The following is a 15,562-nucleotide window of genomic DNA, read 5'->3' on the forward strand; positions in this document are numbered from 1 at the left end:
ACGTTAGCAGACAAATCAACTGTTTTTTAGAGAATGTAATTTAAACTGTATTAGCAAATAAAATAGTATAAATACATAATTCCACAAAAAAGTCCAATAATAACAACTATAGCGATTAATAATCCAAAATATCCAGGCTTCTTTTTACTGCTTGCTAGCTGCTGTTCTAAGTACTTTGCATACACTTTGGCTTCTGTTAAATCTTTTGCTGCTTGAGTATTTTCTGCATTTAGCTTATCCAACGATTTTTGTAATTCATAATTCGTCAACTGCATTTTAGATATATTCTCATTAAAATCTTTTGTTTGATTTTCATTGCTATCTCTTAAATCTTTTAATTCCTTTTGCATCAAAATAAGCTGCTTCTGCAAAATATCAGTCTGATTTTTGTGACTATTTTGGCTATTTTCTGCATTCTTAGTTAGGATGGACAATTGATCTTGTAAACTTTTATTTTGTTTCTCTGCAATTTTAATTTGTTCAGCATACATTTTTTGAGTAGTTTCATTATTCTTCGTCAGTACTGTAATTTTTTCTTGTAAATCTTTATTCTGTTTTTCTGTATTTCTAATTTGTTCAGCATGCATTTTCTGACTAACTTCATTGTTCTTTGTCAATACTGTGATTTTCTCCTGTAGATCTTTATTTTGTTTATTTGCAGTCTCTATTTGCTCCTTAAACTGTGTTTTTACCTGTTCCACAAGAATAGCTCTAGACCTGTTTTTCTTCTGAATGACATTCTCAACCATCTCACTAAAATAACTTCCCAATCCATTAGGAGTTGATGCAACTTTATCAGCGATATTCTTAATAAATAACTTCTCATCTACATGACCAACAGCGCAAATAAGAGATGTTTGCAGATTCACAATTGTCTCAAGGACCAATAAATCGTCAAGGCTTTCAATACCACCTCCACCACCACGAATAAGCGCAATTGCATCATAATGTTCCAAGTCCAATTTTTGCAAATAGGTGGATAATTCGATTGCATTACCGAAAGACACTCTATGTTCTGTAAAGTCTATATGCGAAGAGGCTGCATTTTTCCCAGCATTAAAATCAGACATTGTAATAGAAGTTGAAGCAAACAGTAAAGCTATCATTGGTTTCTCACCCGAAAATAATCTGTTTTCAAGCAAAGAATCCACATTTTTAAATCCCTTCAGACTTTTTAAATTTCGAAGCTCCATCATTTTTAACTCTGTATCTGTCATTACTTGATCTTTAACAACTTCAACACGAGTGACACCGAGAACTAACTGAATAAAACCATTTTGCTTTATTTGCCTGCCAATGATACCACCAATCACTACAAGATTACCATCTTTCAAATTTTCTCGTTGCTTAGGTGTTATCTTGACAGTTATTTCTTCTTGTGTATCTTCATCTCTGACAACATCATAACAAAATGCCCATTGAGTACTGTTTTTCGCACTTTTAAGATACACTCCTTTCAAAAAGATGACCTTTGCACTTGTATTTTGCTTAGCCAAATAACTTTGGAACATACCAAGTATTTCGGATGGTTTGTAGACATCGATATGTTCCAACAATTCGGTCATCTCTATTCTAAAGTATTCTAATTATTATCTTTAAATTCTTCTATTATTTTTTATGGTATGAAACCATATCTCCTTTATCATTACGATACATATCTATTTCTAAAAGATTCTCAGAGACAATTTTTTCTTTGTATTTAAAAATAAAAGTACGCTTACCATCATTGGACTGACACTTAATTGAAGTGTCTGTTTTAGAAATGATTATTCCATGTACTAAAGGATTAAAGGGAGGAATCATTAATTCAAATTTATCTGCATTCATCTTATAATAAATATCTCTTTGAGTTGGACTATCAATCGATTTGACACCATCCTCCCATAAACAATTTCTAGGAGAAGAAAACAAAAGATAATCTTCTCCCGAATTTATCTTATGAACATGAATAAAATACTTTTTAATATAGGAGCTATAATTAGAAGCCAATTGAATATTCATTTTATAACCTTGCATTCCATACTCTTTCTCACTTATTCCATAAAAGGATGGATAATGTCGATTCATATAAAAAAAGACTTTATCTGCTACTTGATAGTTTTTACTGGGTATACTATCTAATAAGCCTTCAGAAAAATAGTCAATATCAAAATCAATCTCATGATCATTTTTCATATACAGAAATGCAGCTAAATAAATAGCTTCCGCTTCTAATACTTTTGTCTCTATTAAGCCTCCTTTCTTCTTTAAATCAGAAACACTTTCTAAAACATACTGTTCTACAGGGTCTGAATATTCTAGCAGCTTTTCAGACTGTCCACTTTGAAGTTGAGTTTTATCGATTTTGTCCTCACTTTCTTTATTTCCAAATAAATAATCAAATATATTCATGATTTTATTATTAATGTTGAGATGAATAATCCTTAAGCACAGTATCTTCTATTTCATCGAATAATTGTTGAGAAAAAGTAACTCCTATACTTTGTTTTTCAATAGGTAACATTTTATATTCTGATATTACTTTTTCTAAAACTTCATCCATTACTATTCCTTTTTCTTTAAATTGTAATTGTTGACTATTAGGATTATAGAACAGAGTTATAAAATATGATTTCATAAATGCAATGAATTGTATTGTATTATCAATAATCGATTTGTCATTATACGGATTCATAAAGCCAAAACCAGGTTTAAAATTACGAACACCATGGCTCGAATAATTCTCAATATATACCTCTATCATTTTATCTTGTAAAGTTTCGGGAGAATATTGTAGAATTGTCCAAATATAATAAGCAGAAACAGCTTTGATTTCTCCCTCATTCTCTTTGCAAGTCTCATAGAGGAAAAAGAAAGCATTTTCGGCTGCTACACTTAACAAATCTTTATCTTGCACGTTAGCCATAATTGCAAATAAAGCAAAAGCTTTGCCAACTTTAAATTTATCTTCCACTTGAATCAATGCCATGCTACCAGCACGCGCTGTTACATTATACAAATTCCCCAATACTCCCATGCAGTGATATAAATCACGATTCTCATAATATCTAACAGCTTCTATAGCTATTTCTGAAATTTTATCCATAAATCATTTAAATATATAACATAAATTTACTAATCAATATTCCAATACGCATTTGTATCACCATCAAATATAGTATCAATCTCATCGTCACTATAACCCAATTCATCTTGAGCATAAGATCCACCATATCGATCATAAGTACTGGATTCCTTTAAAGATTCATTATCATATCCCATTTCATTTTCATCAGTATCAGAACTATAATCAAACAACATACGCTGCTCTCTTGTATCCTCGATACATTTAATTACTGGAAAATAGGTATAAATAGCTTTCAATTCTTTCATAGCTTCATCAGATATAATAAACTCACAATATTGATTATTACAAATATTCAGCATACACCAAATAATATATTCAGAATTGATATCCATTACGTCACTCAATGACAGACCTTTATATTTTCCAAAGTCAAATTCATCGTCTATGTGTTTAAAATATGCCATATTTTTTATTTAGATAAGGGAAACAAATCTTCAGGGGGATATATAGTATACGAGATTCCTCCGGTCACTGAATTTATGAAACGGCATACAACTAAAAAACTGGGAGCTACTGCAGATACACAGTCTATTGAATAGGACATTTTTTTATACATTAAAATTTCATTAGGACTTGTTATATAATAAACCTGATTCATATCTTTGTCTACTGATACTTGAGAACAAGATGCTTTTAATTGACTTAGAACAGGATTTCTATCATTCCTTAATCTTTTATAATTGTCATTGTTAAGTAAAGAATAAACATATGTTTTCTTTAATAATAATTTATGTACATCAGAACTATATCTAATTTTTCTATAAATAGGGACTATTATATGCTTTTCAGCAGATTCAAATTGGTTTTTCACAATAGGGAAAGCTATACGATCTGCAGCAATTATAGCAGAAATCATACTCAATGGGAAATAAGAATTTGAATCTATATCGGCATTATCGATATCGTTGTAAGGAATAAAACCATAAATTTCAAATTTTCCTATCAATGTTGATCCAACTAACGTACCAGACTTAAGCTCTTTATTCTCGTGAAATATTTCTAATAAATTTCTAGGCATCATAATATTATAGTTAATCATATACTAGCATAAGGAAACACATTATATAAATCTATATTTTCCATATACAATGTACCATTTTGATATTCTTGTAATAATCTATTTGATAGTTTCTTATGCAAAGCTAATCCTCTTTCTATAGCTTCCATAGCCATTAATGGTGATAATGATATTAAATACTTACCATCTTGAAGTAACTGATTTGCTTCTTGCATATCTCCTGCCTTTTTATAAGCTTGCTGAGCTAATGCTTTATCAGCAACTCTCATACATAAGCAATCTAAATCAGAGAATCCATGAAGAAAAGAATTATTCATATTATACCTTAATTCCTGAGCTTTATTTATTAAAATGGATCGAGTGCGGAATGAATCTGGCGAGTCTAATTTACCACTCAATATTATTGATTTAGATAATAAAGTATAAGCTATTGCACTAAGCTTATTTGCAGAGATATTCATTATTGGGGAACAATAACAAAAAGGTTTACCTAAACATTGAGCTACAGCTTCAACATAAATATTTTCAAAATATTTAGATGTGGTTATTGAATACTCTGACTGACAACCTTTTTCTACAAATTCAATAATGTCCTCGTTGTGCCCTGTATTAATACAACAATCAATCATTGCCATATTTACAAGGGGATGAAGAGTCAAACAAGTAGTCGGTATATGCATTTTCACTAATGACGGGATAAACTTACCATTACTAGCGACATGGTAAATAGATTGTACTAACCCTAACAGTTCATAATCATTGATAGCTTCTTCCATATTTCTTTATTTATCAGAAAGTGACCTGTTTATTATTTATCTACTCCAAAGCAAGAAACAATCAACATCTTTTCGTCAACCGTATTAGGATTATTTATGGTTATACCATATTCCCCTTCTTCTATATTACTAATCGTAAGTAAGTATGAACTTATTCCATACTTTTTGCCAGAGAAAGGAACATATTTAAAATGATTTTCGGATACATTTCCCGTTATTTCATTCTGTTTTGCCACAGTAGCTTTTCTTGTCTTTTCAACAGAAAACTTAAATACTCGAACAATAGACATCGGATCAGTATTATTATCTACAGCACGAACTATTAATTGAATTTTTCCTTTAGCTAATCTTATTGGCGATTTTTTTCCTTGAACATAAATTTTCTTCTCAAACCCCATTAGCTGGTCCTTCACTTTAACTTGAGCGCTTACTTTCTCCAATGTAACTCCCTCTCCATCTGCAGAAATAGCCATGACCTCACCTATAAAATCTGGTTCTGATAAAGACGTTTGTGCGTTACTGTTTAAATAAAAACAAAAACTGATTAGCAATAAAAAACTCAATTTCATAATTATAAGTTTTTTGCCCGCAGATTCCCGAATCGAACGATTCATTTTTAGAAAAGTATTTATTATAAAAAGAAAAAGCGCGGGAATCTGTACCTGTTACTCGTCCCGCTTATCAAGGCCTTCGAACTGCCCGCAGTAGTCTGAACGAGCAACGCAGAAGCCCACGCCGATATGTATAAACTAACATACCTTTTATACAAAAGGTACATTAAATAGATATAAACATATCCCGTAGACACCTACTGTTGCTTTGTTTTTGACTGCTGCTCAAAGTGTTCGAAGTTTTGATAAGCCAAAGACAAAACGTCAAGTAAACGTCTTTCTTTAATATAATAATTCCCCCACCCCATCCACCTTATGAAAAGGCATCGGCGTGGAAAACGATGCAAATATAATGAAAAAAGTATAAACCAATCTAGTTATTAATTATATTTTTGCCACATCTAAAAAACAATGATGGTTTATAAAATATTTATGTAGGCAATTATCTTCAACACCCATTGATTATAAAATAATTTCCCATTAGGCAACGGCGAAATCGTCATTGCCTAATGGAAAATTGTTCGTCAGCCAACGGCAATTTTGCATATTCTATGCAAAATTGCAAAAAAAACAGGGAAAGTTTATTGACTTTCCCTGTTTCATAAAGATTAGAATAAAAACTACGCTGCCGGATCGGGTGCTTCGCCACCAGAACCTCCACCTCCATCTGGTTTTTCGCCTCCGGTTTCATCTTCGTCACCAGCACTTGCACTTACTTCTCTATCTGAGAACAATTCAATGCTTGCATTACCAAGCATTGTTTTGAATTTAGTTCCAGGAGTAAATACAATCTTTCTTCGAATAATAGTAGCAGCATTTACATCCTCCTCTTTATCCTTGCTCGCAGCATTAATAGCAGGGCGAAATGAACCGAACTCACCAAACCTCACAGAGAAACCTTCTTCCAAGAAAGTAATCATGGTATCTTCTGCACCTTTTAGTATGACATCTACCATGGCACGATGTATACCAGTTCTCTGGTTTACTTCATTACATAGTTTTTCATAACTAATACTACCAATAAGAACATTAGCAGCAACGTACTTCTCTTGCTTGTTCTCCTTATCAAAGTTCAGCACGATTTTTTTCTTTCTATAGCGTATAGCCATAATAATAAATATTTAAATTAATAGTTATATCAAAAAGCCACTCAATTGACTTCTTGACAAAAATAGCACTATATATGTCAATTCAAAATGATAGTGCAATATTTATTTTAACACGCTATATACCAGTACATTACAACTTATTTTAAGCATAAACAATTACAAAAATAAGAAAATACGGCAGAATTCTAAATTCTATCAACAACACCACTATTAACTCCATCATTATTATCAACATCAGTACTTACATCTATCTATACAACAAGTCCTTTAATTCGTATTATAGCAGAAACAGATTCACGACTAACAACAGTCCCAAATTCACCACTAATAATAACTGTACCAAGTTCATCAATAACAACACCACTAAGTCCATCACTAATAACATCGCCAATACTCCTATTTATTTCATCATCTAGTGTAATTTTGCCAATTTTCATTTATCTTTGCCTTACTAATTAATTCAAGAAAGTTATGATACTGAACGAAAGAGACGCTCGTCACGAGCATATATTGCAGGTAGCACGTCAGATGATGACGGCTGCACGCACTGCTCCGAAAGGAAAAGGAATCGATATTATTGAAGTGGCCCTAATCACTGATGAAGAGATTAAACAATTATCGGACACTATGATAGCTATGGTAGAAGAACACGGAATGAAATTCTTCCTTCGTGATGCCGACAACATCCTAAGTGCCGAATGTGTTGTACTGATAGGAACACGCGAGCAGACACAGGGCTTGAACTGCGGCCATTGCGGATTTGCCACCTGTGCCGGACGTACTGATGGAGTTCCCTGCGCATTGAACAGCATAGATGTAGGTATCGCAATAGGTTCCGCGTGCGCCACGGCAGCCGATTTACGCGTAGACACACGCGTCATGTTCTCCGCCGGATTGGCAGCGCAACGCCTGAACTGGCTGAAAGACTGCAAGATGGTAATGGCAATCCCCGTAAGCGCATCCTCCAAGAATCCGTTCTTTGACCGGAAACCGAAGCAGGAAAACAATGCATAACAGTCACATCGATGCAGAAAACAAACTGACTTTAGATGCAGACAATAAACTGATTTTATAAATAACTAAATATATATAGTCTAATGGGAATCATGGTTGGACTCCCCAGCCCAAGCGGCTCGGAGAAAGATTTGCAGTTGAACTTCGGCAAAAACATGACCGTACAGGTAGAAATGAGAGCACCTCATTTGCCTGCCGAATGGCACATGCAGAGCGGTATACAGTTAACATGGCCACATGCCGGTACAGATTGGGCCTACATGCTGGCGGAAGTGCAAGAGTGTTTTATCAATATTGCCAGAGAAATAGCGAAGCGTGAATTATTATTGATCGTCACTCCCGAACCGGAAGAAGTGAAAAAGCAGATAGCTGCTACTGTCAATATGAATAACGTCCGCTTTCTGGAATGTGCCACCAATGACACATGGGCCCGCGACCACGGAGCCATAACAATGATAGATACCGGCACCCCTTCCCTGCTCGACTTCACCTTCAACGGCTGGGGACTGAAATTTGCTTCCGAACTGGATAATCAAATTACTAAACATGCCGTAGAAGCCGGAGCCTTGAAAGGCCAGTATATAGACCACCTCGACTTCGTACTCGAAGGAGGTTCTATCGAAAGCGACGGAATGGGTACATTACTCACCACTTCCGAATGTCTGCTTTCTCCCCAACGAAACGGACGACTGAACCAGGTAGAGATAGAAGAATACCTGAAATCAACCTTCCACCTGCAAAAGGTGCTTTGGTTAGATCACGGCTATCTGGCCGGTGATGATACCGACAGCCATATCGACACTTTGGCACGCTTCTGTTCTACCGACACCATCGCTTACGTGAAATGCGAAAACAAAGAAGACGAACATTACGAAGCACTGCTCGCAATGGAAGAACAGCTGAAAACATTCCGCACCTTAGCAGGAGAACCCTATCGCCTATTGGCCTTACCCATGGCAGACAAGATAGAAGAAGACGGCGAACGCCTGCCTGCAACTTACGCCAATTTCCTGATTATGAACGACGTTATTCTCTACCCGACATACAATCAGCCAGCGAATGACAAAAAAGCAGGAGAAGTATTGCAGCAAGCCTTTCCAAGCCATCAAATAATTGGAATAGACTGCCGTGCCCTGATTAAACAGCACGGTTCCCTACACTGTGTCACCATGCAATATCCGCTAGGTGTTATAAAGGAGTCATAAAAGAATTACAAAGGAGCTATAAAGGAATTATAAAATAATGAATGAATCAACCCACTAATTATTCATCATGAGAAAGATAAAAGTCGGAATCATCCAACAATCCAATACCGCAGATATAAAAGCCAATCTGATGAACCTCGCAAAGAGTATCGAGGCTTGTGCCGCTCACGGCGCACAACTGATTGTGCTCCAGGAGTTGCACAATTCACTTTATTTCTGCCAGACAGAAAACACTAACCTGTTTGATCTTGCCGAACCAATTCCCGGGCCTTCCACAGGCTTTTATTCCGAGTTGGCAGCAGCTAATAAAGTAGTCCTTGTCACCTCTCTTTTTGAGAAACGTGCTCCCGGACTTTATCATAACACCGCTGTCGTATTCGACCGCGACGGAAGCATTGCAGGAAAATACCGGAAAATGCATATTCCCGATGATCCGGCTTACTACGAAAAGTTCTATTTCACTCCGGGAGACATTGGTTTTGAACCGATTCAAACATCTTTAGGAAAACTGGGCGTATTAGTATGCTGGGATCAATGGTATCCGGAAGCTGCCCGCCTGATGGCACTAAAAGGTGCGGAACTTTTGATTTATCCTACCGCCATTGGCTGGGAAAGCAGCGACACGGACGATGAAAAAGCCCGTCAACTCAATGCCTGGATTATTTCACAGCGCGCTCATGCCGTTGCCAATGGACTTCCTGTTATCTCCGTCAACCGTGTAGGACACGAACCCGATCCTTCCGGACAGACAAATGGTATCTTATTCTGGGGAAACAGTTTTGTAGCAGGACCACAAGGGGAATTTCTGGCACAAGCCGGAAACGATCACCCGGAGAACATAGTAGTGGAAATAGATATGGAACGTTCGGAAAACGTTCGCCGTTGGTGGCCTTTCCTTCGTGATCGTCGGATTGACGAATATGATGGACTTACCAAACGCTTTCTGGATTAAAGGCTTACCCACATACCTTCATTGCTGGAGGTTTATCTAATAAAGAAAAAAGAAGGGCACAGAGTTCAAACCTAAATTTAGAACTCTGTGCCCTTTCAATATATCATCATAAATAACTATCTCATTGAAACGTTATTTTTTTGTTGGCTAGGAAATTAGCCCCTCCATAAATAAACAATCCCAGGAATTGAGCCAGATATTCATTCACGTCCAATCCTTCTACCAATAAGACAAGAAATAAGAACTGTGCAGTGTAAGCCACGGCAAAAGCAGAACAAAAGAGCAGTATCTGTTTCCAGATACTATTCTTTTTATTTTCTACGGGGAATATCCAGTATTTGCACCAGATAAAGTTATGGATTTGAGCTATCAGATACGCTGTTATATTAGCCACTATATAGTCACCGTCGAATGACATTTCTTTCATCATTAACCATACAACCAACGCCATAATTAAGGCGTTCATTGTACCGATGACTATAAAACGGAATATGCGTACAGATTCTTTCACTCGCCCTCTTTCAGATCAACGATCAAATTCAGTTCATCAAGTTGAGTCTGGTCGATTGCAGACGGTGCATCCAGCATCACATCACGTCCGGAATTGTTTTTCGGGAACGCAATACAGTCGCGGATAGAATCCAAACCAGCGAACAAAGATACCCAACGGTCAAGTCCGTATGCCAAACCACCGTGAGGAGGTGCACCATACTTAAAGGCATTCATCAGGAAGCCAAACTGCGCCTGTGCCTTTTCCGGAGTGAATCCAAGAATCTCGAACATCTTTGCCTGTAATTTCGCATCGTGGATACGGATAGATCCGCCACCAACTTCCACACCGTTCACTACCATATCATAAGCATCTGCACGTACAACTGCCGGAGCAGTATCCAACATTGGAATATCTTCCTCCTTCGGATGAGTAAACGGATGATGCATAGCCATCAGACGACCTTCCTCCTCGCTCCATTCGAACATCGGGAAGTCGATCACCCAAAGGCAAACAAACTTATTCTTATCACGCAATCCCAGTTGAGCGCCCATTTCCAGACGAAGCTCACAAAGTTGTTTACGTGTTTTCATCACATCGTCGCCGGACAAGATCAGAATCAAGTCACCCGGTTTAGCACCGAATGCCTCTTTCATTTGCTGCAGCACTTCCTGCGTATAGAATTTATCCACGCTCGATTTTACAGTTCCGTCCGCTTCTACACGGGCATACACCATACCTTTTGCACCAATCTGCGGTTTCTTTACGAAGTCCGTCAGTGCATCCAGTTGTTTACGAGTATAAGTTGCAGCACCTTCGGCACAGATACCACCCACATAAGCAGCATTATCGAACACAGAGAATCCATGACCTTTCATGATATCCATCAGTTCCACGAATTTCATGCCGAAACGCAAGTCCGGTTTGTCACTACCATAATATTTCATGGCATCCGCCCAAGACATACGCTGGAACGGTTCAGCCAGTTCCACGCCACGCAGTGTTTTGAACAAATGTTTAGCCATTCCTTCGAAAGTAGTGATAATATCTTCCTGCTCAACGAAGCTCATTTCGCAGTCAATCTGCGTAAATTCCGGCTGACGATCGGCACGCAAGTCCTCATCGCGGAAACATTTTGCAATCTGGAAGTAACGGTCGAAACCGGAAACCATCAACAACTGCTTCAATGTCTGCGGAGATTGCGGAAGTGCGTAGAACTGTCCCGGATTCATACGTGACGGCACTACGAAGTCGCGTGCACCTTCAGGAGTAGAACCGATCAAAACGGGCGTTTCCACTTCGATGAAGCCCAAGCTATCCAGATATTTGCGAACTTCAATCGTCATTCTGTGACGCAGTTCCAGATTAGAGCGGACAGCGTTACGACGCAAATCCAGGTAACGATATTTCATGCGGATATCATCACCACCATCCGTATTATCCTCAATGGTGAACGGAGGAGTCATAGCCGTATTTAGTACGTTCAGTTCGGAAACGATGATTTCAATGTCTCCGGTAGGAATGTTTGCATTCTTGCTGAAACGTTCATTAACCGTTCCTGTCACTTGAATGACGAACTCACGTCCCAGTTTATTAGCACGTTCACAGAGTTCAGCATTAATTTCTTCGTTAAAGACCAACTGGGTAATTCCGTAACGGTCGCGGAGGTCGATAAAAGTCATTCCTCCCATTTTACGGCTGCGCTGTACCCATCCAGACAGCGTAACTTGCTTGTTTACATCAGAGATTCTTAGTTCTCCACATGTGTGCGTTCTGAACATATATTTTTTATTTAAACGATTATCACTCGCGTTTCTATTTTGATTGAACCAAAACTGCGCAAAAGTACGCAATAATTTGTAATTCGTTGTCAGTAATCCGTTATTTTATCAGACTTTCTTTGTCAGCTTTTTCAATATTTTCTTGTTTCTGTCTGTTATATTGTCGACGATGGCTTCATTCATCAATTTGATGCCATTCATATATTCCTGCGCTCTTTGGAGCACATTGGCAGCATCCTTTTCCGACGCTTGCGGCACCACTACGCGCAATCCCCTTTGAATCAACTCAATGTTCACATTGGCGTCCGTTTCCATGGGGTCGCCGTCAAAGTGCACTACTCCCGGAGTAGTGCGACGGATGCACAACTGCTTGCAACGGAAAGTCTTGATACGGCTATTCTGATCGATTGTCTTATTGAATAACTGGAAAGCCAATGAAGGGACATCCAATACGGTGAACGGTTCGAGAATGGTTACATCCAGCAAGCCATCCGTCAGCGTAGCTTGCGGGGCGATATAAGCATTGTTTCCATATTGCGACGCGTTTCCGCAGGCAATCAGGAAAGCCTTATACTTGGAAACTCCGTTTTCCGTTTCCAGTTCATACGTTTCCGGTTCATATTTAAGACTCTCTTGCAGGGTTTTTTCCAGATAAGTCAACACCCCGCGTTTACCGGCATGCGCAAACTTCAGACTAACAAAAGCATCGAATCCCACTCCGCAAGTGCAGAAAAAATCCGTCCCGTTAATCTTACCATAATCTATTACGTCCATGCAGCCTTCGTTCAGCACTTCCAGCGCTCTCTTCGGTTCCATCGGTATATGCAGATGCCTCGCCAGTCCATTACCCGATCCGCAGGGAATAATTCCCAGTGCGGTATCAGTATGCACCAACGAACGAGCTATTTCATTGATTGTCCCGTCCCCACCGATAGCCACTACTATATCAGTCTTCTCTTCGGCAGCTTTAGCAGCTATTTCTACTGCATGACCGGCTCTCTCCGTATTCACTACTTCCCAAGAGTATCTCGCCTTGTCTATTTTTTCGTCCAGCAAGTTAAGAATCAATTCTTTACTTTGTGTTCCCGAAATAGGATTGACGACGAATTTTATTTTTTTCATTCTTTCGTTCATGCTATTCTTGTCGATTGTAGACGACAAAAGTAATATAAATATCTTAAATTTTAATCTATTAGAGGTTTCTAATCACATGAGGGCAACTTTTTTCTCTTAAAAAGAACAGATAAAAGCAAATTTTGTTATCTTTGCCCCCTGTTTTTAAACACTTGTTAAGATAAAAGGATGTAAGATCGTCAGCGAACGATCTGAGTATGAGTATAATAAATTATAATTCATGGGATTATTACAAGAGAAGTTAGCTAAGTACGACCTGCCACAAAAGTTTATGGCACAGGGCGTTTACCCATATTTCCGTGAGATAGAAGGAAAGCAGGGTACAGAGGTAGAAATGGGCGGACACGAAGTGTTGATGTTCGGTTCCAATGCATACACTGGCCTTACGGGAGATGAAAGAGTGATTGAAGCAGGTATTAAAGCCATGCATAAATATGGTTCCGGATGCGCAGGCTCGCGCTTCTTGAATGGTACACTTGACCTGCACGTTCAGTTGGAAAAAGAACTGGCTGCCTTTGTAGGCAAAGATGAAGCACTCTGCTTCTCAACCGGTTTTACGGTGAATTCGGGAGTTATTCCTGCTTTGACAGATCGCAATGATTATATCATCTGCGACGACCGCGACCACGCATCTATCGTAGATGGCCGTCGCCTCTCCTTCTCTCAACAACTGAAATATAAGCATAACGATATGGCGGATCTGGAAAAGCAACTTCAAAAGTGCAACCCGGATTCAGTGAAGCTCATCATAGTAGACGGTGTGTTCTCTATGGAAGGCGACCTGGCAAACTTGCCCGAAATCGTACGCTTGAAACATAAATACAACGCTACTATCATGGTAGACGAAGCTCATGGCTTGGGTGTATTTGGAAAACAAGGACGTGGTGTTTGCGACCATTTCGGCCTGACTCACGAAGTTGACTTGATTATGGGTACTTTCAGCAAATCACTGGCTTCTATCGGTGGATTCATTGCTGCTGATTCTTCTATCATCAACTGGTTACGCCACAACGCACGTACTTATATATTTAGTGCGTCCAACACTCCGGCTGCTACTGCATCTGCTCTTGAAGCTCTCCACATCATCCAGGATGAACCGGAAAGACTTGAAGCGCTGTGGGAAGCTACCAACTATGCATTGAAGCGTTTCCGTGAAGCTGGTTTTGAAATCGGTGCAACAGAATCACCTATCATCCCTCTTTATGTACGTGACACGGAAAAAACATTCATGGTCACTAAATTGGCTTTCGATGAGGGTGTATTTATCAATCCGGTTATTCCTCCGGCATGTGCACCGCAAGACACTTTGGTACGTGTGGCATTGATGGCTACTCATACAAAAGATCAAATTGACCGCGCTGTAGAAAAGCTGGTTAAGGCATTTAAAACATTGGATATTTTATAATCCGATTATATAAATCATCTAAAAAGTCTGGTACAGTAATGTATCAGACTTTTTTTATTATCTTTACCCCTATAACAATATGTGTGATTATGCAAGATATAGTAAACGGACGCTGCGGTTGGTGCGGAACTGACGAACTGTATGTGAAATACCACGATCAGGAGTGGGGAAAGTTAGTGACCAACGACAAGATGCTGTTCGAGTTTCTTGTGTTGGAAAGTGCTCAAGCAGGATTGAGTTGGATAACCATCCTTAAAAAGCGTGAGGGATATCGCAAAGCCTTTTGCGATTTCAACCCTGAACGGGTGGCACAAATGAACGATGAAGATATTGAACGATTGATGCAATTTGATGGCATTGTGAAAAACCGTCTGAAAATCAAAGCAACAATAACAAATGCAAGACAGTTCCTCGCCATACAAAAGGAGTTCGGTAGTTTTTACGACTATACGCTGTCGTTCTTTCCCGATAGTAAACCGATCATCAATGCCTTTCAGTCATTGAGTGAGATTCCTGTATCATCTCCCGAATCTGATGCCATGAGCAAGGATATGAAGAAACGAGGATTTAAATTCTTTGGAGCTACGATTTGTTATGCTCACTTACAGGCTGCAGGGTTTATTAACGACCATCTGGCAGACTGTATTTGCCGAAAAAACAAATAATAATATAACTTCATGCTATAAAAAGCCCACCGGGACTTTTCGGGTTCCGGTGGGCATTCCTATCGGCATTGTCCATGATTGTAATACCGCCATCACTTCACTGAACGGTGAGTAAATACAGGCGATCTAAATCTTTGCAGAAATGGTCGACCGTTAATTCCTGATGGATATAGCGCACTATTATTATCGTTGCCGCTACGCTCACTGCAAGCCTTACGATATTGATTATCGTGTAAGTCTTGAAGCGGAACAACGTTCTGATAATAGATAATTGA

17 protein-coding genes are annotated in these 15,562 nt (G+C 38.5%); 5 read left to right on the forward strand and 12 right to left on the reverse strand.

Annotated features, from left to right (window positions below):
* Positions 1–50: 50 nt before the first annotated feature.
* From DXB58_RS20600 to DXB58_RS20640, 9 genes are all read right to left on the reverse strand, one after another.
* Positions 51–1,565, reverse strand: coding sequence for an exodeoxyribonuclease VII large subunit (locus DXB58_RS20600; protein WP_122138110.1), 1,515 nt, complete (start codon positions 1,563–1,565; stop codon positions 51–53).
* Positions 1,566–1,608: 43 nt separating this feature from the next.
* Positions 1,609–2,391: a hypothetical protein gene (locus DXB58_RS20605; protein WP_122138111.1), complete on the reverse strand. Its 783-nt coding sequence runs from the start codon at positions 2,389–2,391 to the stop codon at positions 1,609–1,611.
* Positions 2,392–2,401: 10 nt separating this feature from the next.
* Entirely contained in the window at positions 2,402–3,085 is a 684-nt protein-coding gene (locus DXB58_RS20610; RefSeq protein ID WP_122138112.1) for a hypothetical protein, read from the reverse strand.
* A 29-nt stretch (positions 3,086–3,114) separates the two neighbouring features.
* Complete coding sequence (locus DXB58_RS20615; protein ID WP_122138113.1) at positions 3,115–3,531, reverse strand: hypothetical protein; 417 nt, start codon at positions 3,529–3,531, stop codon at positions 3,115–3,117.
* Between the two features lie 5 nt (positions 3,532–3,536).
* A complete protein-coding gene (locus DXB58_RS20620; RefSeq protein ID WP_147338743.1) occupies positions 3,537–4,148 on the reverse strand; it encodes a hypothetical protein in 612 nt (203 codons plus the stop codon).
* Positions 4,149–4,162: 14 nt separating this feature from the next.
* Positions 4,163–4,921 (reverse strand): hypothetical protein, encoded by a 759-nt coding sequence (locus DXB58_RS20625; RefSeq protein WP_122138115.1) that lies wholly within the window; start codon positions 4,919–4,921, stop codon positions 4,163–4,165.
* Between the two features lie 32 nt (positions 4,922–4,953).
* A complete protein-coding gene (locus tag DXB58_RS20630; RefSeq protein WP_122138116.1) occupies positions 4,954–5,490 on the reverse strand; it encodes a hypothetical protein in 537 nt (178 codons plus the stop codon).
* A gap of 662 nt (positions 5,491–6,152) precedes the next feature.
* Positions 6,153–6,641 (reverse strand): HU family DNA-binding protein, encoded by a 489-nt coding sequence (locus DXB58_RS20635; RefSeq protein ID WP_122138117.1) that lies wholly within the window; start codon positions 6,639–6,641, stop codon positions 6,153–6,155.
* 251 nt (positions 6,642–6,892) lie between these two features.
* Entirely contained in the window at positions 6,893–7,078 is a 186-nt protein-coding gene (locus DXB58_RS20640) for a hypothetical protein (protein WP_008998627.1), read from the reverse strand.
* Between the two features lie 34 nt (positions 7,079–7,112).
* Here DXB58_RS20640 and DXB58_RS20645 point away from each other — a divergent pair, with 34 nt between their 5' ends.
* The 3 genes from DXB58_RS20645 (at position 7,113) to DXB58_RS20655 (ending at position 9,812) form a co-directional block, all read left to right on the forward strand.
* Positions 7,113–7,655 (forward strand): ferredoxin domain-containing protein, encoded by a 543-nt coding sequence (locus DXB58_RS20645; protein ID WP_004303057.1) that lies wholly within the window; start codon positions 7,113–7,115, stop codon positions 7,653–7,655.
* Positions 7,656–7,738: 83 nt separating this feature from the next.
* Positions 7,739–8,860 carry an agmatine deiminase family protein gene (locus tag DXB58_RS20650; RefSeq protein WP_008998629.1) on the forward strand — a complete coding sequence of 374 codons (1,122 nt, stop codon included), beginning with the start codon at positions 7,739–7,741 and terminating at the stop codon, positions 8,858–8,860.
* A 67-nt stretch (positions 8,861–8,927) separates the two neighbouring features.
* On the forward strand, positions 8,928–9,812 hold the full coding sequence (locus tag DXB58_RS20655; protein WP_008647565.1) for a carbon-nitrogen hydrolase: 885 nt from the start codon (positions 8,928–8,930) through the stop codon (positions 9,810–9,812).
* Positions 9,813–9,933: 121 nt separating this feature from the next.
* Here the strand turns inward: DXB58_RS20655 and DXB58_RS20660 are convergent, their stop codons facing one another.
* The 3 genes from DXB58_RS20660 to DXB58_RS20670 all read right to left on the reverse strand — a co-directional run bounded on the left by DXB58_RS20660 (position 9,934) and on the right by DXB58_RS20670 (position 13,217).
* A complete protein-coding gene (locus DXB58_RS20660) occupies positions 9,934–10,323 on the reverse strand; it encodes a GtrA family protein (protein WP_122138118.1) in 390 nt (129 codons plus the stop codon).
* A complete protein-coding gene (gene aspS, locus DXB58_RS20665; RefSeq protein WP_122138119.1) occupies positions 10,320–12,083 on the reverse strand; it encodes an aspartate--tRNA ligase in 1,764 nt (587 codons plus the stop codon). Before aspS ends, DXB58_RS20660 begins: the two co-directional genes overlap by 4 nt.
* A 108-nt stretch (positions 12,084–12,191) precedes the next feature.
* On the reverse strand, positions 12,192–13,217 hold the full coding sequence (locus DXB58_RS20670) for a diacylglycerol kinase family protein (protein ID WP_004303062.1): 1,026 nt from the start codon (positions 13,215–13,217) through the stop codon (positions 12,192–12,194).
* A gap of 220 nt (positions 13,218–13,437) precedes the next feature.
* Between DXB58_RS20670 and DXB58_RS20675 the strand changes: the two genes are divergently transcribed.
* Both DXB58_RS20675 and DXB58_RS20680 read left to right on the forward strand, forming a co-directional pair.
* Positions 13,438–14,622, forward strand: a complete 1,185-nt coding sequence (locus tag DXB58_RS20675) for an aminotransferase class I/II-fold pyridoxal phosphate-dependent enzyme (protein WP_122138120.1) — start codon at positions 13,438–13,440, stop codon at positions 14,620–14,622.
* A gap of 89 nt (positions 14,623–14,711) precedes the next feature.
* Complete coding sequence (locus DXB58_RS20680) at positions 14,712–15,287, forward strand: DNA-3-methyladenine glycosylase I (RefSeq protein ID WP_122138138.1); 576 nt, start codon at positions 14,712–14,714, stop codon at positions 15,285–15,287.
* The last annotated feature ends 275 nt before the right edge of the window (positions 15,288–15,562 follow it).

Source organism: Bacteroides sp. OM05-10AA (genome assembly GCF_003439055.1).
GTDB lineage: Bacteria > Bacteroidota > Bacteroidia > Bacteroidales > Bacteroidaceae > Bacteroides > Bacteroides intestinigallinarum.